The sequence below is a fragment of the Phycisphaerales bacterium genome (assembly GCA_016699835.1).
GTDB lineage: Bacteria > Planctomycetota > Phycisphaerae > Phycisphaerales > UBA1924.
Map to the genome: position 1 here is coordinate 809,087 of CP064987.1, position 20,051 is coordinate 829,137.

The following is a 20,051-nucleotide window of genomic DNA, read 5'->3' on the forward strand; positions in this document are numbered from 1 at the left end:
TTCATCACACTATTCGACAACCAAAGCCACGTGATCCGTCAGAACTCACTCACTCCACCACGCTCGCCGCCAGAACCTCCATCGGGTGCATCCCCCGCACCACCCCATCCGTCCCGTCATGCACCTGGTGACGGCACGACGTCCCCGACATCACCATCACATCCCCAGCCTGCAGCGCCCGCGCCGCCGGCAACACCGCCAACTCCCCAATCCGCATCGAGAGTTCATACCGCTCCTCCCCAAACCCGAACGCCCCCGCCATCCCGCAGCACCCCGAATCGAGAACCTCCACCCGCGCGTCCTCGATCCGCCGCAGCGCCCGCGCCGACGTCTCCGCCCCCCACAGCGCCTTCTGATGGCAGTGCCCATGCAGCACCACGCGCGTCGTCGCACCCGAGCCCTCACGCCCAAGCCGCAGCCGCGCCCGCTTCGGGTGCTGTGCCCACTCGCGATCCAAAAAGTCCTCGGGCATCCAGCACTTCGCCGCGATCGCCTCCAGATCCTTCCGATCCACACCCGTCTTGAGCGCCCGCCAGTCGTCCTTGATCGCCGACAAGCACGAAGGCTCCGCCACCACAATCGCCCGCACCGCCGGATCGCGTGCAAACTCCACCAGCCGCGCCGCCGTCCCCTCGATCTCCGCCCGCGCCCCCTCCAAAACGCCCAGCGAGATCTTCGCCCGTGCGCAACACCCCGCGTCCGCCAGCACCACCTCATACCCAAACGCCTCGAACACCCGCCGCGTCGCCAGCCCGATCCCCGGCTCGTTGTACATCGAAAAGCAATCACCAAACAGCACGACCCGCGCCCGCGATCCGCCACCCTCCAGCCCCACCCTCTTCGAACTCGTCTCGCTTCGCCGCGACCCACCCCACAGTGAAGCAAGCGATCGCTCATACACCGGCATCGACCGCTTCGCATGAATCCCAAGCACCCGGTTCACGACCGCCCGCCCCAACGCCGACCGATTCACCGCGTTCGCCACGCCCGGCATCAACGACGCCAACCGCCCGAGCAACCTCGCCTCTCCCATGATCCGTGCCGCCATCGGCACACCGTTCACCCGATACCGCTGCGCCGTGTACTCCGCCTTCAGCCGCGCAATATCCACATTGCTCGGGCACTCCGTCTTGCACGCCTTGCAACTCAAGCACAGATCCAGCGTCTCCATCGTCGCCGCATCATCCCACGCGGCACCACTTCCATCGTCACTCTGCCCAGTGATCGCCAGCCGCAGCGCGTTCCCCCGCCCGCGCGTCGAGTGCCGCTCGTCCAGCGTCGCCATGTACGAGGGGCACATCGTTCCCCCCTGCTTCTTCCGGCACACCCCCGCCCCATTGCACAACTCCACCGCGTGATCAAACCCGGACTCCGCGCTGTAGTCGAAGTACGTCTCAATCTCGGGCACCACGACCGCCCGCTCGTGTGGCGAGATCCGCAGCCGCTCCGTCATCGTCTCAACTCCCCGAGCCTCCACGATGTTCCCAGGATTGAGGAGCCCCATCGGATCAAAGATCGCCTTCACCTCCCGCATCGCCCTCATGATCCGCTCGCCATAGAACCGCTCGAGCAAAGGCGTGCGTACCCGCCCATCACCATGCTCCCCAGACATCACGCCGCCAAGCGACTTCGCCAGGTCCGCCACCTCCATCGCGATCGAACGCATCCGAGCCCGATCACCCTCTTCATGCAGATCAATCAATGGCCGGACATGCAACACACCCACCGACGCGTGCGCATAAAACGCCGCCCGAGTCCCATGCCGCTCCACGATCGAACGAAACTCCCGCACAAACCGCGACAACTGCTCCACAGGTACGGCATTGTCCTCCACAAACGTGATCGGCTTGCGATTCCCCGGAATCCCATGCAGCAAAGGCTCCCCGGCCTTCCGCAACTTCCACGCCCCAAGCATCGCCCCCGCGTCCGTGTGCTCCGCGATCGCCGCACTCGAATCACTCCTCGAGATCACCCCGCGCAGCGCCGCAAACCGCTCCCGAATCTCCCCCTCGCTCTCGCCAAAGTACTCCACATACAACACCGCCCGCAGCGCTCCCTCGCGAGGCGAAGGGCACACCTCCACATACCGCGAGCACTCCACGTTCGCCCGCGCCAGATCAATCACCGTGTCGTCCAGCAACTCCACCGCCGAGGGCGAAGTCCCCAGAATCGCCACGACCGAATCAATCGCAGATTCCAAAGACGAGAACCCCACCACCGCCAACCCCTTCGCCCTGGGCCTCGGATGTAACCTCAGTTCCGCCCCCAGCGTGAGCGCCAGCGTCCCCTCGCTCCCGCACACGAGATGCGCGAGGTTCACCCGATCCAGCATCTCCTCCGTGATCGCCATCTCCCGCACATCCGCGGGCAACGCCGTCGCATCATTCCCATTCCCACCCAGCGCCTGATCCAGCACCATGTCCAGCGCATACCCCGCGTTCCGCCGAACCGTCCGAGGAAAACGCTCCCGAATCTCCGGCCCGATCGCCAGCACCACCTCCAGCACCCGCCGAGTCAACTCCCGCACCATCGGATCGCGCGACGCCTCGCCCCTCGCCAACCGCACCCGATGCCCCGACGCCAGCAGCACATCCACCGCCAACAAATTCTCGCTCGTCCGCCCATACAGAATCGAACGCGACCCCGCCGCGTTGTTCCCGATGCACCCCCCCACATTCGCCTGACGGCTCGTCGCCGGATCCGGCGCAAAGAACAACCCCATCCCCGCCACCCCCCCCAACCGATCATTCAGATCATCTACCGTGATCCCAGGCTCCACTACACACCGCCGCCCCGACACATCCTCTTCCAATATCGCCGTGCAACGCGCCGAAAAATCAATCACCACCGCCTCGTTCGTGCACTGCCCCGCCAGGCTCGTCCCCCCGCCCCGCGGCAAAACCGCCACACCCGCCTCAAAGCACGCCCGCGCCGCCCGCACCGCATCCCCCACCGACGCCGGCACCACCACCCCCAGCGCCTCCACCTGATAGAGCGAAGCATCCGTCGCGTACAACTGCCGATGGTGCCGATCGAACCACACCTCGCCGAGCACCACCTCGCGCAGCCGCGCCTCCAGCCGCGCCAGCGCCGCCTCTCCCACGCGCGCACGAGACCTCTCCGCCACGCCCGCACCATCCCGCGCCGCCGTTCCAAGCACATCAAGTCGGATCATCGCCCCGACTGTACGCCCAAACGCCGAACACTCCGCATCCTGTCACGCGCGTGTCACCACCACGACGGAAACACACACCCACCGGGATCCAGACCAGCACCCCACGCGTCCAACCCCACGCCTTTCTCCCGACATCCAGAACTCCACGCCGATGATCCCAGTACCCTTCCGTGCCCGCGATCACACACTCAGCAGTGCGCCCGGCCTTTCTCGATCACCCACGACACTCCCCACCACGACCACACCAGCCACAAGGAAACGCCATGACCACTCAAACACAACGCCTCGCCCCAAATCGCACCGCAGCACTCGCCCTCCTCGCCCTCACCGCCGGCACAACCCTCGCCCTCCTCCCCATACCCACCACCCTCGCCCAGAACACATCCGACGCCAACCAACTCGCCGCCGACAACCTCCCCATCCGAAAAATCACCCTCTACCGCTCCGGCGTCGCCTCCTTCGAACGCGGCGGCCTCATCGACGGCACCGCCCAGATCCAACTCCGGTTCAACGCCGACCAGGTCAACGACATCCTCAAATCCATGGTCGTCCTCGACCTCTCCGGCAAAGGCCGCATCGACGGCATCAGTTACGCCTCCAAAGAGCCCCTCTCCCGCCGACTCGCCAGTTTCGGCGTCGACATCGCCGACGAACCAACCCTCGCCACCCTCCTCTCCCGGCTCCGCGGTGCCGTCGCCTCCATCGACGTCGGCGATCGCAAACTCCGAGGCACCATCCTCGGCGGCGAAAAACGCGAAGAAGCACCCGCCAACGCCCAGCAAAAAGTCTCCAAGCCCTACCTCAACCTCGTCACCGACTCCGGCATCGAGTCCGTCGACCTGACCGCCATCTCCCGCGTCCGCATCGAAGACCCCGAACTCAACGCCGAACTCATGAAGGCCCTCGCCGCACTCGCCGAGCACCGCGCCGACCGCTCGCGCACCGTCGATGTCAACGTCACGGGCGAAGGCGCCCGCAACATCGTTGTCGCCTATGTCCAGGAAGCCCCCGTCTGGAAGACCAGTTACCGACTCGTCCTCCCCGACGCCCCGACCTCGCGATCTTCCAAGCCAGGCTCCATGACCGTCCAGGGCTGGGCCATCGTCGAGAACACCACCGACGAAGACTGGCGCGATGTCCGACTCTCCCTCGTCTCAGGCCGCCCCGTCAGTTTCACCATGGACCTCTACGAACCCCTCTACCTCCCACGCCCCGAGATCCCCGTCCCCACTATCCCTGGCGTCATGCCCAGAACCTACGCCGGCGGCGTCGATCAATACAAAGACTCAGCAGATGCCGCCAACGCTTCGATCCGTGATCGATCCGCCGCCCGAAGTAAACTCGCCACCGGGGGCTTCGCAGGGGCCGCACCCGCTGCTCCGGCCGCAGAAGCAGCGCCGGCGTTCGACCTTGCATACGCCATCTCCGCCGACGACATGGCCGGCTACGGCGCCGCCGCCCAGGCCCGAGGTGTCGAGGCCGGCGAGATCTTCCAGTTCGAACTCACAACCCCCGTCAACGTCGAGCGCCAACGCTCCGCCATGCTCCCCATCCTCAACTCCAGCATCTCCGGACGCCGCGTCAGCATCTTCTCACCAAACGACAACTCCCAACACCCCATGCGAGGCGTTGAGATCACCAACACCAGCGACGTCCAGCTCATGCCCGGCCCCATCAGCGTCTACGACTCAGGCGTCTACGCCGGCGACGCCCAGATCGGCCACGTCCCCGTCGGCGACAAGCGACTCCTCGCCTACTCCGTCGATCTCGACATCACCGCCACACTCGAAAACTCCTACACCAGCCGCCTCCAGAAGGTCCGCTTCGTCAAAGGCGTCTGCGAGATCACCAACCAGCGCGAGCAGACCGTCAAGTACTCCTTCACCAGCAAGGACAAATCCCACCCGCGCACCATCATCGTCGAGCACCCGCGCGCCACGAACTGGGACCTCATCGAGCCAAAGTCCCCCCTCGAGCGCACCGACACGCTCTACCGCTTCGAGGTCCCCCTCGACGCCGGCGCCGCCGCCCCGCTCGCCGTCATCCAGCGCATCACCGACGCCTCCACCATCGCCATCACGAGCATCGACTCCGAAACGATGCTCTCCTACGCCAAGCAAACCAACGTCTCCAAGGCCGTCCTCGACGCCTTCCGAGAGGTCCAGGCCCGCCAGGCCCGGGTCCTCGACAACCGCCGAGCCGTCGCCGCCCTCGAACAGGAACGCCAGACCATCACCAACGACCAGTCCCGAATCCGCCAGAACATGAACGGCATCGACCGCACCACCGACCTCTACAAACGCTACGTCACCACCCTCGGCACCCAGGAAAACCGCCTCGAAGAAATCTCTACCCAAGTCTCCATCCTCAACCAGCAACACACCCAACTCCAAAACGACCTCGAGCAATACGTCGCCAACCTCAACGTCGAGTAAGTCAGCACACCGAGCCGACATTTCCCTCCTTGGTGGCACCGCTCTCCAGAGCGGTGCTTTCTTTTCTACCCAATCTCGTGGAGCAGGCGGCCCGCCTGCCCCTACTCCTCCTACCTCTCCTCGTGACACAGGGAGGGGGGAGGGGGGAGGGGGGGCGTCCCGCCTGTGTCTACCTTCGTCTACTTGCTTTGCCTCACTCACATCCTCACCAAACTACTCAACCCGCGCGCCATCTCCCGCGCAATGCCCACTCCTGCGCAAAGACGCGCTGATACCCCCCACACCCCCTTGCATTCAACCAAAGAGCATGTATGTTCCTTTCATGCTCCCCACCGCCGACATCATCCGCAAACTCCTCGACCACGAAACAACCCTCGACGACCTCGTCCACGAGATCACCACCACCAAGGACGCCCTCGCCGAGTGGACCCGCCTTCCCGAACTCGAGCACCTCTTCGAGAAACTCAAACACCTCTTCGAACTCCGCGCCGACATGCTCCTGATGCAAGCGAAGGTCCACGCCATCGCCTGCCTCTCGCGCATCATCCTCCGAGGCGAAGACAACGAACTCACCCGAAGAGCCGCCACCACCATCCTCAAACTCAAGATGGCCTCAGCCGGCACCAATCCCGGTGGCACCGCTCCCGGTGGCCCCGCCCCTGGTGGCACCGCTCTCCTGAGCGGTGCTCCGACCGAACCCCCCACACCTCGTAGGGCAGGCGGCCCGCCTGCCTCTACTCCTTCTACCTCTTCTCATGCCTCAATGAGGAAGAGCATCCCGCCTGTGGCTACTCCTCATGCTCCATCTGAGAGCACAGAAAATGAAGGCCTCTCGCCACTGCCCACTCTTCTCACTCCGCCCTCTCCCCCACATCCACAATCGCGCACGCCTGAATCACAGGCACTCCAGCCTCCTCCACCATCGCCACCAACGCCTCACTCTCTGACCCAGGATTCAGCCACACCTCTCCCACATCACCCCGTCCGAGAACGTGAGGCATCACCTCCTCCCCAACCTCCGCCGGCACATAAAACAGCACCCGGTCAAACGGCCCAACCGCATCCTCAACCCGCCGCACCACCGCCAAACCCTCAATCAAGCCGCCCCTCGGGTTCACGGGCACCACCTCGTGCCCCTGCCTTTGGTACGCCCGCACCGCCTTGTTCCCAAACTTCTCACGATCCCCCGACGCCCCGACGATCATCACTCTCATGGATTGCTCCTCGTGCCTGCCCGCCAGGCTCTGAGATGCCTCTCCAGACCTCCAGTGGCTCCATCCGTTTATCCGGATGAACGGATATAGTCACCGCACCCGGGCACCCCGGGCACCACGATCGTTCACGTCAGGGACCGGCGATGCACCTTCGAGACATCTTCAAATCCCACCACTCGACCTTCTCCTTCGAGTTCTTTCCACCCAAGACCGCCGAGGGCGCCAACGACCTCTTCGAGTCCATCCGTGAACTCGAGTCCCTCCGACCCACCTTCGTCTCCGCCACCTACGGCGCCGGCGGCAGCACCCGCGACCTCACCCACAACCTCGTCGTCCGGCTCAAGTCCGACACCTCCCTCGATCCCGTCCCCCATCTCACCTGCGTCGGCCACGACGAACGCGAGGTCGGAGCCATCCTCGAGCGCTACGCCGCCGCCGGCATCAGCAACATCCTCGCCCTCCGAGGCGACGTTCCCAAGTCCATCGAAGGCTCTCCCTGGAAGTCCTTCCACTACGCCGGCGATCTCGTCCGCTTCATCAAGAAGTTCGCCGACAAGGGCATCCATCCCGACTCGCGAGGCTTCGGCATCGCCGTCGCCGGGTTCCCCGAAGGCCACCCCGAGACCCCCAACCGCCTCGTCGAGATCGACCGTCTCAAGGCCAAAGTGGACGAGGGCGCCGACGCCATCATCACCCAACTCTTCTTCGACAACCGTGACTTCTACGACTTCCGCGCCCGCTGCGAGATGGCCGGCATCAAGGTCCCCATCGTCGCCGGCATCATGCCCATCACCTCCACCGCCGGCATGAAACGAATGGCCGAGCTCGCCCTCGGTGCCCGATACCCCGCCTCCCTCCTCCGCGCCCTCAACCGCGCCGGTGGCGACGAGGACGGCGTCCGACGCGTCGGCATCCACTGGGCCACCGAGCAATCCCGAGACCTCCTCGACCACGACGTCGCCGGAATCCACTTCTACACCCTCAACCGCTCCACCGCCACCCGCGAGATCTACGCCACCCTCGGCGTCAAAGACTCCTCGGGCCTCCGCCGATAGTCCGCTACAGTCCACCATGCGCGCGACACGCCACGCCTTCACCCTCATCGAACTCCTTGTCGTCGTCGCCATCATCGCGCTCCTCATCGGCATCCTCCTCCCAGCGATCGCCAAGGCACGACAGGCCGCTCGCACCGTCGCCTGCGGCAGCCAACTCCACCAGATCGGCATCGGAACCATCCAATACCTCGTTGATTTCAAGGACCACCTCCCGCAGGCGCTCGGCCCGCTCCCCGGCGGCGGCGAGGCCGTCATCGGAGCCCTCTTCGCCGGGAAAAAAGGCCAACTCCCGTTCTACGGCATCGACACCATCGGTCCCGAACGCCGCCCGCTGAATCGATACGTCCTCGACTTCACGCCGCCACCCGACAAAAGCCCCGCCAACATCGGACTCCCCGTCTTCCACTCACCCGTCGACAAGGGCGCCCAGAACACCGGCGTTCCCATCCCCGGCTTCGATCGCACCGATTCCATGTACGAACTCCTCGGCTCGAGTTACACGCTCAACGACCACGCCCTCGAGGGCGACAGTGTTCCGACGCTCGTCCCACGACAACCCGACGGCGGCGGCGGCCGGATGCCGCCCGTCACCAACACCGCCAAAACCTGGGTCGTCGCCACGCACACCATCTACAATTACGAGCAGGACGGCGATCGCGGCATGGACTGGCTGACGCGCACCACTAACGCCGGAACCCGGGCAAATCTCCTGTACGTCGATGCCCACGTGCGCACCGGCGTCACCGTCCCGCGCGGCATCGTGAACACGACCGCCGATTACACGTTTTTGCCCTGATCCAAATCACCGGCGGCGCTCGCGGGCACGGAACTCGGCACGGCCGCGAACTCGACCTCGACGATGAGCGTGTCGTCCATCGGGCCGCCGTCGCGGTGGGCGACGACCGCGCGCATGACCAGGTCGGCGACGGAAGCCTCGCCCGCCGCCCAGCCGGCGCGGGCCAGTTTCGCGATGCCGGGCATGGAGAGTTCCTTGCCCCACGCGTCGCGGGCCTCCATGGCGCCGTCGGTGTACGCGAGGAGCCGATCGCCGGGCGAGAACGCGAGCGACTTCGGCGACGGGTCATACTCGCTCGCGTCGAGGATGCCGAGCATGGTGGCGGTGGAGGCGAGTTCGTGCATCTCGCCATCGGTGGAGCGGACGAAGGCGGTGGGATGGCCGGCGCTGGCCCAGGTGAGTGCGCGCGCGTCGGCGTCGAATCGGACGCACATCGCGGTGGCGAATACACCCTGTGCGCCCAACGCGGCGAGGGCGTAGGTGTTGATGTCCTTGAGCAGGGCGTCGGGTCCAACTTCGGGCTGCACGGCGACGAGTCGTTGGAGTTCGCCATGGATCCGATTGACGGCGAGGGCGGCGGGGATGCCATGGCCTGAGACATCGATGAGTACGACGCTTAGAGTTCCGGATGGTGCCGTGTGCACGAAGAGAAAATCGCCGCCGATGTCTCGCATGGGCTCGTAGCGATAGGCGAGTCGGATCGGCCCGTCGGAGATCTGCGGCGGGAAGAGGGCCTCGTGCAGGCGTCTCGCCTGCACGAGTTCGGCGGAGAGTTCCTGGACCTCGCCCGTGAGATTCTCGAATCGTTCCTTGATGCGTGCGGCCTGGAATCTCGCGTCGAACTCGCGGTATCGCCACCAGCTCCAGGCCATGCCGGGCGCGGCGCTGGCGACGAAGCCGAGCATGAGCCACAGGGCGAGATTCGCGGGAGATTTCACGAGAAGGACGATGACGGCGACGAAGATGGTGAAGCAGGCGAGGGCGATGCGGGCGGACTCGCGGATGGTCATGGGAACGAGGACGCAGGCGAGGGTGAACATCATGGCGAAGGCCATGATGGCGATGACGCCGGCCCAGGCCTGGGCGTTTCGCACGTCCTCGGCGGTGGCGTAGGCGTCTCGATTCGCCTGGTACTTCAGGACCTCGAAGGACATGGCAATGGCGAGAGCGGTGATCGTCAGCCAGGTGAGGACCCAGACGAGACGGCTTCGGGGCGGGCGGCGGATGAGCAGGTAGGCGAGCACGCCGGAGAAGAGGAGGCCGATGGAGAGATTCTCGGCGGCGCCGACGACGCTGGTCACGCTGTCGGAGTTGGAGGTAGACAATGTGTCGCGAGAGCCGAGGAGATCGGGCAGGTAGGCGGTCAGGCCGACGAGCATCAAGGTGATAGCAAGGATGCAGTACCACTGGATGCGTTTGCGCAGGACGCGGCCGCGCTCGCGATCGAAGGCCTCGACGTGGTCCATGTGGAGCGTGGATGAGGAGTCTCGTCGGGGCATGGGCTGGCGATTGGACGAGATGGCCGTGGATGGAGTGTCTGCACGATCGAAGCGGCGAGGCAGGCGGAATCAGTATAGGAAATGCGGGGTGTCGCTTTCGTGACAGAATGTGGGCGTGGGGCGAATCGTCGAGGAAGTTGTAGTAGAAGTAGACACAGGCGGGACGCCCCCCCTCTCTGTGCCACGAGATTGGGTAGGAGGTTCGGTGCGAGACAATTGGGCCGCTACCCTTCCAGAACCATGGCCAAACGCATCACCACAGGCGGCTCGGGATCTGGAGATCGGGGTGGTCGGAACAAGCGGGCGCGTGTGCACACGCCGGCGAAAGGCCGCGGGAAGGGAACGTCGAAAGGCTCGGGTGGTTCTGCGCGTCGGCCTGCGCCGATCAAGGTCGCGGCGGTTCGTGGCGCGGGGCGGGCGCAGGCGTTGGGGAAGCGCGGGCCGACGCCCGACTTTGCGGCGCGGATCGCGCGGCTGTTGAGTGAGACGCGCAAGCGCGGCGTGGAGCACGCGGTGATCAGCCACTCGACGGACGTTGGATATCTCACGGGATTTCTGGGTGGGGACAGCGTGCTGTGCGTGGGGCCTGAACTCGGTTCCAAGGGCGCGGTGATCGTGAGCGATGGGCGGTATGCCGAGGAACTCGAGCCGCAGCACACGCTCGCGGATGTGGTGCTGCGGACGAAGGGGATGTGGGAAACGGTGGGCGATGTGTTGAAGCGGCAGCGCGTCGCGCGGTTCGCGGTGCAGGCGGAGCACCTGAGCGTCGCGGAGTATGAGACGATCCAGCGGGCGATGGCGAGCGGCGACGGGATGGAGGCGGTGGCGATCTCGGGGCTTGTGGGCGCGCTGAGGCTCGTGAAGGACGAGGCGGAGATCGAACTGATCCAAACGGCGATCCGGATCCAGGAGGCGGCGCTGCTGGCGGTGCTGCCGACGATCCGTGCGGGTCAGACGGAACTGGAGATCGCGGCGAACCTCGAGGCGGAGATGAAGAAGCGCGGGAGCAGCCGCTGCTGGTTTGATTCGATCGTGGGCGCGAGGGCGAATGGATCGCTGCCGCACTATCGGCCGGCGCGGACGAAGACGGCGGCGGGTGCTCCGCTTCTGATCGACTGGGGGGCGACGTTCGAGGGGTACTGCGGCGACATGACGCGGACGTTCTCCTTGGGCAAGTGGTCGAAGACGATGCGTGAGATCTATGAGATCGTGCGCGAGGCGCAGGAGATGTCGGCGGCGGCGCTGGCGCCGGGGCGGATGGCGCACTCGATCGATCGGATCGCGCGCGAGCACATCGAGAAGCACGGGTATGAGTTGCCCCACGGGCTTGGGCATGGGCTGGGGATGACGAAGGAGCCGCCGTATTTGAATCCGCTGATGGCGGACATGGAGTTGAGGCCCGGGCACGTGGTGACGGTGGAGCCTGGGATTTACCTGCCGGGGATCGGGGGCGTGCGGATCGAGGACTTGTACGTGATCACGGAGACGGGGGCGCGGAACTTCTGCAGGTTGCCGAAGATGCTGGAGTGGTCGACGCTTCGGTGATGGTGTGGATGGTGAGGTGCGAGCGGGGTTGCGGCGTGCGTTTCCGTCCTACCCTTCGCCCCAATGGGTTCGCCAGTTCGCGCCGGGCATGGCGTGGGTGGCGGACCGTCGGATGCCTGATCTAGACCGTTGGATACCCAGAAAGGGTGTGCGATGCTCGACAAACTGAAGGACATCGTGAAGTTGATGGTGGACAACGATTTGTCTGAGGTTGATCTGAAGATCAAGGAGGACACGATCAAGGTTCGGCGCGGGCCCGCGGCGGGAACGACCGTGAATCACCAGCCGGTGATGTATGGGGGTATGGGCGGCTCGATGCCGATGGCGGCGCCCGCGTTCGCGGCGCCTGCGTCCGCGGCTCATGCACCGGTCGCGGCGGCGAGCGCGGCCCCGACGCCCTCGGCTGGCGGCGGAACGCCCGCGGGGCTTGTGGCGATCGAGAGCCCGATGGTCGGAACGTTCTATTCGGCGCCGAATCCGGACACGCCGGCGTTTGTGAAACCCGGGGCGAGCATCGGGCCCGATTCGGTCGTGTGCCTGATCGAGGCGATGAAGGTCTTCAACGAGATCAAGGCGGAGAAGTCGGGCGTGATCGAGCAGATTCTCGTGAAGAACGGCGAGGCGGTGGAGTTCGGTCAGAAGTTGTTCCTGATTCGGCCGGCGTGACCGAACGCAGAGGAAGACGGAGGGGCGAGGAGGAAGACAAAGGGAAGTATGGGGTTCTTCTCGTTACTCTGACTGTTCTGCCGTTTACCCACCTGGCTCTGCTCTCTGTTTTCCTCTGAATGACCTCTGTGTCCTTTGCGTTCTGATTTCTTCGAGCGACCAGCATGTTCAAACGCATCCTCATCGCGAATCGTGGCGAGATCGCCCTTCGGATCATGCGGGCCTGTCAGGAGATGGGCATCGAGACGGTGTGCGTGTATTCGACCGCCGATCGGGACGCGCCGTATCTGCGGCTGGCGGATCGGGCGATCTGCATCGGGCCCGGGCCGGCGCGCCAGTCGTACATCGACATCACGCGGATCATCGCCGCCGCCGAGATCGCCGACGTGGACGCGATCCATCCCGGGTATGGGTTCCTGTCGGAACGTGCGGACTTCTCGCAGGCGTGCCGGGATTGCAAGATCGAGTTCATCGGGCCGACGCCCGAGGCGATGGCGAAACTGGGGGACAAGGTCGCGTGCAAGAAGACGGCGAAGGAGGCGAAGGTTCCGATCTTCCCCGGCTCCGACGGCGCGATCGAGGAGGAGGACGAGGCCGTCGCGGTGGCGACGAAGATCGGGTATCCGGTGATCATCAAGGCGGCGGCGGGCGGGGGCGGGCGCGGGATGCGCGTGTGTCGAAACGAGGCGACGCTGCGCTCGTCGATCAAGGCGGCGCAGCAGGAGGCGCAGGCGGCGTTCGGGAACGGGGCCGTGTTCATCGAGAAGTTCCTCGAGCACGCGCGGCACGTCGAGGTCCAGGTGCTTGGGGACAAGCACGGGCACGCCGTGCACCTGTACGAGCGGGACTGCTCGCTCCAGCGTCGGCACCAGAAGGTGATCGAGGAGGCGCCGGGGCCAAACATCGATCGCAAGAAGCGCGAGAACGTCTGCGAGGCGGCGGCGCGGCTGATCAAGGCCGCCAACTACCACGGGGCCGCCACCGTCGAGTTCCTGATGGACGACAAGCAGAACTTCTACATGCTCGAGGTGAACACGCGGGTGCAGGTGGAGCACCCGGTGACGGAGATGATCACGGGGATCGACATCGTGAAGACGACGATCCGGGTGGCGGCGGGGGAGAAACTGGCGTTCCGGCAGGGGGACATCTCGATCCGCGGGCACGCGATGGAGTGCCGCATCAACGCGGAGGACCCGGAGCACAACTTTCGGCCGAGCGCGGGGAGGATCACGACGTTCGAGCCGCCGGGCGGGCTGGGCGTTCGCCTGGACAGCCACGTCGTCACGGGGTATGCCGTGCCGCCGAACTATGACAGCATGATCGGGAAACTGATCTGCTGGGCGGACGACCGCGAGCAGTGCATGGACCGGATGGCTCGGGCGCTGCGCGAGTTCCGCGTGGAGGGGATCAAGACGACGATCCCGCTGCACCAGCGGCTGATGGAAGATCGCGCGTTCCGGCAGGGGGGCGTGGATATTCACTATCTGGAGCGGCTGCTGAAGTAAACCGTCTCGCGGAACAGGAGGACGCCCATGGCGGGTACTACGCGTGCCGTTCTCATCGCTGTTGGAGTACTCGCCCTCGCGATTGGTTCATTTTACAACTTTGGTGGACGACAGAGTCGTCAACTGGCACCCGCACCATCCGAGGACCTTCCCCCACTCACACGGGCTGAACTCAAGGGACTCTTTGACTATCTTGATAGCCAACCTTGTGCACACGATCTTCGTGCAGCTACACGGTATCTGAAGGATCACAACCTCCCCGTCGATAAGACTCTCGCTTGGCTGCAAGAGAATGGCGCGGGCTGCGATTGTGAAGTGATCCTCAATACTGACGGCGTGTGGGGAGAGTGGGCAGGCCGCAAGCATATCAGTGAGGACTGACGCTTAGGTGTTCGTTCCCGCCGCTCTCGATCTGCAAAGCAGAGAGTTCTGGTTGCTGCCGATTAGCATCCCAACTGGAACCTCTCGATGTAATAGAGGAGGTCGTCGATGGTGACGGCCTGGTCGGGGGCGCCCGTGGCGGTGCCGTCGTCGATGTCGGCGTCGATATGGCCGGCCTGGAAGATGGTGAGGTAGTAGAGCAGATCGTCGATGGTGACGGCGCCGTCGGGCGTGCCTGTGTTGCTGCCATCGTCGAGGTCGGCGGGGCAGAAGGGTATGAGCGAGCTCGTGATACCGATCATCTCGATCGGGGCACCTCGCCCCGTACTTGACCATAACGAGTACAGTGTTTGCCCCCATGTGTCCGTGTGGTTGTGATCCCGCAGATGTTCGATGTACTCTTTCGGCGTCTGCTGGTAGAGCAGTCGCACCGCCGCGGAGACGGCACGCAGAGGAATCCTGAATTCCACGTCCGACCAGTACTGTCCATCGGCGTACGTGGCGTCCACGACCGGTGCGCCCGCGTTGGCGTAGGTGGCGTTGTTGAATCCTCGTGGTGGTATGCGATTGTCTTTGACGATACTGTCCGCCAACGCCATGTGGGTCGTGCGTCCAGCGGGGAGTCCGGTCGCCTGGGCGGCAAACGTGCTCAACCCCACAAGCATCTCGTACACCGTGGTCGTGTCTTCGTCCAGCGTTGAGGTGGTCTCGTCGTATCGGCCGTTCTCGCGGACGATCGTGCCCGTCGAGTCTCGGAACTGAACATTCACCCACACTCGGCGTCCCTCGATGTGCCCAGTTGGCAACTTATGCCCGGATTCGTTTGTGACACGGACTTTGAGCATCCCACCCGATTGTCTCACCTCCAGCGATGCGGCACGCCGTAGCATTGAAACCGCGGACGCCCGACCACGTGCAATCGCGTTCTGGTCCACCGCCGGATCACCGAGCGTGTGTTTCGCGATGATGTCCAGCACCTGGGCTGACGCGCCCGCGAACTCGTGGGATGCCATCTGCGTCCGATTCGGACCGACGATGCACGCGAGTCCCTCGGACTTAGGCATGTGGCAGTCCTGGCACGTACGGATCACGCTGGGGCCGTTGCCGTTGAATCGCCCACCCATGTCCACACCGCTACTCGCGAACTCGCTGAGTCGCCACTCCGTATACGTCCGTTCGAGCGGGAACTGATGCGCCGGATCGAGTGATGGTGTCGGCTCGTTCAACGCGTTATACCGGTACGTCCCGTCCGCCTGCTTTGTGACCGCCACGTTTCCCACATCGTGGCAGGTCCCACAGAAGTTCCCTGTGGAGTGGAATGGGGAGTGGATAAACTCGTGCAATGGCTCACTGTCCGAGCGAGGGCCACGACGACGCCCCGCGGGATCGAGCACGAACATCGCATCGCCGTAATACCCCGGAACCTCCGGCATGCCCGCGAGAATCGCGGCGTCCTCTACCGGGCTGACCCCGGGCCGGTACACCGGATCCACCATCGAATGACAGAAATGGCACGACACACCCTCTCGGTCCGACGCGTCAAGCGTCGATCCGTCGGCCTGCAACGCGTGACCCGACACAAACGATGAGGGCACATGGCAACGCATGCAGTAGTACCCAACGTTGCTCACGTCCTGGTTCGCCAGCGTCATCTGCGCAAAGAACAACGGGTCCCGCCCCGCCTGACCCATCAACGACCCGGACCACGTCGACATCGGATCATTCGTGTCGTCCAATCCACCATGACACGCGGCACACACCTCCGACGAGGTCATCACTGACGGATCCACATCTCCTATTTGTGTTCCTGGGAGATGAAAATCCCGAATCGTCATCTGGAAGATCGTGCCCAGCACCACGCTTGCCACCGACATCGAAATGACCGCGAACACCAAACTCCGTCGCTGCGGATTTGGCGCCGTAGTCTCGATCGAAGGCAGGCCTTGATCAGAGATTATTTTGGACATGATTATCAATATATCCAGATATTGGTTACGGGCAAGTACTTTTGTGGAAACTCCACCCGAGATCGCGGAGAAACCACTTTTTATTTGCATTTTGTTAGCAGTTGTGCGGTTTTCACCGTCTTGGACCTTTAGCACCCACCTTGGAATCGTTGAATGAAGTACAGCAAGTCGTCGATGGTGACGGCCTGGTCGGGGGCGCCCGTGGCGGTGCCGTCGTCGATGTCGGCGTCGATATGGCCGGCCTGGAAGATGGTGAGGTAGTAGAGCAGGTCGTCGATGGTGACGGCGCCGTCTGTGGCGCCCGTGGCGCTGCCGTCGTCGACGTCGGCGACGCAGGTGGGGGTGGACTGGCCGACGAGGAGGTAGACGCTGGCGGTGTTGGCGTTGACGACGATGGAGGACTGTCCGGGAACGGTGATGGTGGCGCTGGCGCGGTAGGCGAAGGTGTCGAGGCCGGTGAAGCCCGGGGTTGGGGTGTACTCGAAAGAGCCGTCTGGGTGGAGCGTGACGGAGCCGTGGGTCGGGAAGGTCATGATCGCCGCGGCGCGGGAGATATCCGGGCCCTGGACCGCGTCGTTTGTTAGCAGTCCGGAGGTAGCCGGGACGACGAGCGTCTGGTTGGGGGTGACGCTGTAGCGATCGGGGACGGTGAGGCGCGTGGGAAGGGTGCGGAGATCGCGCAGGCCGGCGATGGACCAGGTCATGTAGTCGTGGGATTCTGGGGTTGTGTTCTCCATCATCGCGTCGACCTCGGCGCGCAAGGCGTCGGAACGTTGCCTCATCGCGGCCTGGATGTCGGCGGAGGAAGCGAAGTTGACGTTGGAGTCGGCGAGGATGAGTTCGCGGAGGGTGCCGTCGCCGAGCCCGCCGTAACCACTCCCCCCACCGCCCCCACCACCCCGAATCCCCGCGCGGAGGATGTCGCTGGAGACGAAGGACTCGGGGGCGCCGAGGGAGAGGTAGGCGTCGAGCATGGAGACAGGGACCTGGGCGGCGTCGATGGCGTCGCGGAGGGCGCCGGCCTGGTCGAGCCCGGCGTAGAGGACGCCGGCGGCGGTGGTGCGTCGCGAGGCGAGTGCGTCGTGGGCGGCGGCGATGATGTCGTCGATGTGGCCGCGGTAGTCGACCGAGCCGCTGATCTTGCTCAGGACGCGAGCGCCGCCGGTGTAGTTGTAGTTTGTTCCCGGGGGATCGAACCAGGTCTGGGCGATCTGGCCGTTCCATGCATCGAGGGCGTAGTACTCGGCGCACTGGAGGCAGGCATCGCTGTGGTACATGCGGACGACGTTGCGGACGATGGCGACGAGTTGGCCGCGCCTGGAGGTGCTGTAGGTGTAGTGGAGGTCGAACTGGGTGTTCGAGCCGTTCACGGGATCGACGAAGACCTGGCAGGAGTGGGTGAAGCCGGAGCCGGCGAGGGTGGTCACGGTGGGGTGGAGCAGGTCGGGGACGTTGAGCCTGAGTTTGGTGGCGATGCCGATGGCGGGATGGATGAGGCCCCAGTATCGGGCGCCGCCGGGCGGGCGGAGTTGGTATTGGTTGCTTCCGCCGCTGGGGTCGTAGACCGTCGCCCAGGTGCTGGAGAGCAGGCCGACGGGTGGGCTTGTGAACTGGACGATGGGTTGGGTTTCGTCGAGCCAGACGTTGAGGGGCGCGAGTTCGGGGAAGAGGGTGGCGACGTTGGCGGTGTGGCGCTGGGCGAGGAGGTCGGCCATGGCGGGGACGCGAGCGTCGAAGTCGTCGAGGAGGCGGTTGTAGAGGGCGGCGCTCCTGGCGTTCCGCATGGCGTCGCGGGCGGTCTCGCCCTTGGCGATGATGTCGTTGAGGCGCTGGGGCGAGGTGGCGTTGATGGCGGCGAAGTACCAGGGGTTCTCGCGGCCGAGTTGGGCGTAGGCGTCGGCGACGAAGGACCAGGTGGTGGGATCGACGAGGCGCTGGGAACTGAGCGTGGAGAGGCCGAGTTGGGCGGGGAAGGCGCGGAGGTTGTTGATGTTGAAGCCGAGGGGGAAGTCGGCGAGTTGGTCGATGGCGGTTGGGCCATAGGTGAGATTGGGGGAGGTCGGGCCGGCGTGGCCGCTGTCGGCGGCGATGGTGGTGGCCCAGGTGTAGAAGGTGCTCTCGAGGCCCGTGTAGGTTGAGTTTCCGGCGCCGGAGTAGGCGAGGTCGAAGCCGGTGCGGGCGCGGTGACCCAGGCCGAAGTCCATGTCGATGAGGAGGTCCTGCTGGAAGCCGTCGGCGAGGACGCCGTAGAGATTGGCCTCGAGCCGGTTGATGGCGGAGCGCACGCCGTAGAGCGAGACCTGGATCTCGCTGAGGCTTCCCTCGACGCGTCGGAGGGTCTCGTTGATGAGGTTGAAGGAGTCGGACATGGTGGCGTAGATCACTTCCAGTTGGCGATCGATGGCGTCGAAGCGGGCGTGCATCTCGAGGCGGACCTGCTCGACCTGCTGGCGGAGTTCCATGATCTGGTCGAAGATCTGCTGCTCGGGGGGCGGCGGGCCGGTCTCGTCGCCGACGAGGTCGGTGATGGCGCTGGCGACGCCGAGGAGGAGTCCGACGCCGCCGACGATGGCGCCGGGGCCTTCGGCGGCGAAGGCGACGCCCGCGCCGATGAGGCCGCCGGCGATGTTGAGGCCGGCGGAGACGCGGCCTGTGGTCTCTTCGGTCTGGAGGGTGATGGCGGCGAGGTCCTCGAGTTGGTTGGCGCCGATGTGCACGGCGGGGTCGAGGGCCTGGGCCTGGAGGAAGTTGTTCATGGTGAGGCGGGCGCGGCTGACGGCTCGTGCGCGGGCCTCATTCTGGAGTTGCTGGGCGAGTTGGGCCATGAGGGCGGGGTCGGGGGTGGGCGTGTATCGCGCCCACATGCCGGTATCGCCATCGGTGGCGAGTTCGGCGGCGACGTATTGGAGATGGGTGTCGATCGTGCCGCGGACGGTGGCGAGTTCGGCGAGGCTGAGGGCCTTGGCGTCGGCGAAGTTCGTGGAGCGCGCGGTGAGGTAGTCGGCATAGGTGGCGGGCATCGTGGCGCGGGCGCCGGCGATCTCGGGATAGGCGCCGGCGAGAACGGCGGGCGTGGGGAATGGCTCGATGTTCTGGGAGCGCAGGAACGCGGCGATCGCGGGGGAGACTCGTGCGTCCATGAAGGCCGCGACGAGGGTTCTGGTGGTGGCGGCGTTCTGGGCGACATCGACGACCTGGGAACGCTGGTGCTGGACGGAGCGTTGGCGGTAGGAGGCGCTGCCGAGGTCGAGGCCGAGGGCTTCGAGAGTGGACTCGCCGATATTCAAATCGAGGCCGGCGAGGGTCTCGGTGGTGGGCGTGACGCGCGCGACGAAGCGGACGGCGGCGATGAAGTTGCCGCGGCGGGTGAGATCGGGATCGTCGGCGAAGGAGGTGGCGAGGGCGGTGTTGAAGGTTGTGGCGAAGGCTTCGAGTTGATCGGTGGCAGCGCTCGGGTTGAGTCGAGCGAGTTCGGCGGTCGCGGCGAGAACGGCGAGGAGGCGCGGGTTGGGCGCGAGGGAGTTTTCGAGGAGGACGATCTGGGAGGCGGTGAGGGCGTCCTTGAACTCGGCGTAGCGGGCGTCGCTCGTGATGTCGAAGGTGGTCTGCGCGCGTGCCGAGGGCGGGAGCGCGAGGAGGAGCGTGGCGAGGGCGACGAAGGCGTATGTGACGAGCGATCGCCTGGCGATTCGTGTCATGGCATTGAGGACGCTGTTCAGGCCGCTCTTCAGACTGATCATCTTCATGGAACACCTCCACCCAACCCCGTATGTGGTTAGGCGACAAGGAGGTGCGTCGCGCCCGGATTTGGGT

13 protein-coding genes are annotated in these 20,051 nt (G+C 65.1%); 7 read left to right on the forward strand and 6 right to left on the reverse strand.

Features of this window, described 5'->3' with window-relative positions; genetic code table 11:
• Positions 1-49: 49 nt before the first annotated feature.
• Positions 50-3,175, reverse strand: a complete 3,126-nt coding sequence (locus tag IPK69_03370; GenBank protein QQS09673.1) for an FAD-binding protein — start codon at positions 3,173-3,175, stop codon at positions 50-52.
• Between the two features lie 263 nt (positions 3,176-3,438).
• On the opposite strand from IPK69_03370, the gene IPK69_03375 reads away from it, so the two are divergent.
• Entirely contained in the window at positions 3,439-5,610 is a 2,172-nt protein-coding gene (locus IPK69_03375; GenBank protein QQS09674.1) for a hypothetical protein, read from the forward strand.
• Positions 5,611-5,827: 217 nt separating this feature from the next.
• Here IPK69_03375 and IPK69_03380 read toward each other — a convergent pair whose 3' ends face one another.
• Both IPK69_03380 and IPK69_03385 read right to left on the reverse strand, forming a co-directional pair.
• Positions 5,828-6,118 (reverse strand): hypothetical protein, encoded by a 291-nt coding sequence (locus IPK69_03380; protein QQS09675.1) that lies wholly within the window; start codon positions 6,116-6,118, stop codon positions 5,828-5,830.
• Positions 6,119-6,461: 343 nt separating this feature from the next.
• Complete coding sequence (locus IPK69_03385; GenBank protein QQS09676.1) at positions 6,462-6,824, reverse strand: CoA-binding protein; 363 nt, start codon at positions 6,822-6,824, stop codon at positions 6,462-6,464.
• A 143-nt stretch (positions 6,825-6,967) separates the two neighbouring features.
• Here IPK69_03385 and metF point away from each other — a divergent pair, with 143 nt between their 5' ends.
• Together metF and IPK69_03395 are read left to right on the forward strand one after the other, a co-directional pair.
• Complete coding sequence (gene metF, locus IPK69_03390) at positions 6,968-7,879, forward strand: methylenetetrahydrofolate reductase [NAD(P)H] (GenBank protein QQS09677.1); 912 nt, start codon at positions 6,968-6,970, stop codon at positions 7,877-7,879.
• Between the two features lie 16 nt (positions 7,880-7,895).
• Entirely contained in the window at positions 7,896-8,675 is a 780-nt protein-coding gene (locus tag IPK69_03395; protein QQS09678.1) for a prepilin-type N-terminal cleavage/methylation domain-containing protein, read from the forward strand.
• Here the strand turns inward: IPK69_03395 and IPK69_03400 are convergent.
• Positions 8,657-10,174 carry a SpoIIE family protein phosphatase gene (locus tag IPK69_03400; GenBank protein QQS09679.1) on the reverse strand — a complete coding sequence of 506 codons (1,518 nt, stop codon included), beginning with the start codon at positions 10,172-10,174 and terminating at the stop codon, positions 8,657-8,659. The genes IPK69_03395 and IPK69_03400 overlap by 19 nt on opposite strands.
• Positions 10,175-10,414: 240 nt before the next feature.
• On the opposite strand from IPK69_03400, the gene IPK69_03405 reads away from it, so the two are divergent.
• From IPK69_03405 to IPK69_03420, 4 genes are all read left to right on the forward strand, one after another.
• Complete coding sequence (locus tag IPK69_03405; protein QQS09680.1) at positions 10,415-11,719, forward strand: aminopeptidase P family protein; 1,305 nt, start codon at positions 10,415-10,417, stop codon at positions 11,717-11,719.
• 153 nt (positions 11,720-11,872) lie between these two features.
• Positions 11,873-12,385 (forward strand): acetyl-CoA carboxylase biotin carboxyl carrier protein, encoded by a 513-nt coding sequence (gene accB, locus IPK69_03410; GenBank protein QQS09681.1) that lies wholly within the window; start codon positions 11,873-11,875, stop codon positions 12,383-12,385.
• A gap of 164 nt (positions 12,386-12,549) precedes the next feature.
• Entirely contained in the window at positions 12,550-13,890 is a 1,341-nt protein-coding gene (gene accC, locus IPK69_03415; GenBank protein ID QQS09682.1) for an acetyl-CoA carboxylase biotin carboxylase subunit, read from the forward strand.
• 27 nt (positions 13,891-13,917) lie between these two features.
• Complete coding sequence (locus IPK69_03420; GenBank protein ID QQS09683.1) at positions 13,918-14,271, forward strand: DUF2695 domain-containing protein; 354 nt, start codon at positions 13,918-13,920, stop codon at positions 14,269-14,271.
• Positions 14,272-14,333: 62 nt separating this feature from the next.
• Here IPK69_03420 and IPK69_03425 read toward each other — a convergent pair whose 3' ends face one another.
• Together IPK69_03425 and IPK69_03430 are read right to left on the reverse strand one after the other, a co-directional pair.
• Positions 14,334-15,986, reverse strand: coding sequence for a hypothetical protein (locus IPK69_03425; protein ID QQS09684.1), 1,653 nt, complete (start codon positions 15,984-15,986; stop codon positions 14,334-14,336).
• A 380-nt stretch (positions 15,987-16,366) separates the two neighbouring features.
• On the reverse strand, positions 16,367-19,984 hold the full coding sequence (locus tag IPK69_03430) for a hypothetical protein (protein ID QQS09685.1): 3,618 nt from the start codon (positions 19,982-19,984) through the stop codon (positions 16,367-16,369).
• Between the last annotated feature and the right edge of the window lie 67 nt (positions 19,985-20,051).

What these genes read in the sequence shown, in the direction of transcription:
- IPK69_03425 (QQS09684.1), bottom strand. Translation starts at nt 15,986, where the DNA reads ATGTCGACGTGGTCCGGGTCGTTGATGGGTCAGGCGGGGCGGGACCCG.
- IPK69_03405 (QQS09680.1), top strand. Translation starts at nt 10,415, where the DNA reads ATGGCCAAACGCATCACCACAGGCGGCTCGGGATCTGGAGATCGGGGT.
- metF (QQS09677.1), top strand. Translation starts at nt 6,968, where the DNA reads ATGCACCTTCGAGACATCTTCAAATCCCACCACTCGACCTTCTCCTTC.
- IPK69_03420 (QQS09683.1), top strand. Translation starts at nt 13,918, where the DNA reads ATGGCGGGTACTACGCGTGCCGTTCTCATCGCTGTTGGAGTACTCGCC.
- accC (QQS09682.1), top strand. Translation starts at nt 12,550, where the DNA reads ATGTTCAAACGCATCCTCATCGCGAATCGTGGCGAGATCGCCCTTCGG.
- IPK69_03430 (QQS09685.1), bottom strand. Translation starts at nt 19,984, where the DNA reads ATGAAGATGATCAGTCTGAAGAGCGGCCTGAACAGCGTCCTCAATGCC.
- IPK69_03370 (QQS09673.1), bottom strand. Translation starts at nt 3,175, where the DNA reads ATGATCCGACTTGATGTGCTTGGAACGGCGGCGCGGGATGGTGCGGGC.
- accB (QQS09681.1), top strand. Translation starts at nt 11,873, where the DNA reads ATGCTCGACAAACTGAAGGACATCGTGAAGTTGATGGTGGACAACGAT.
- IPK69_03375 (QQS09674.1), top strand. Translation starts at nt 3,439, where the DNA reads ATGACCACTCAAACACAACGCCTCGCCCCAAATCGCACCGCAGCACTC.
- IPK69_03385 (QQS09676.1), bottom strand. Translation starts at nt 6,824, where the DNA reads ATGAGAGTGATGATCGTCGGGGCGTCGGGGGATCGTGAGAAGTTTGGG.
- IPK69_03400 (QQS09679.1), bottom strand. Translation starts at nt 10,174, where the DNA reads ATGCCCCGACGAGACTCCTCATCCACGCTCCACATGGACCACGTCGAG.
- IPK69_03395 (QQS09678.1), top strand. Translation starts at nt 7,896, where the DNA reads ATGCGCGCGACACGCCACGCCTTCACCCTCATCGAACTCCTTGTCGTC.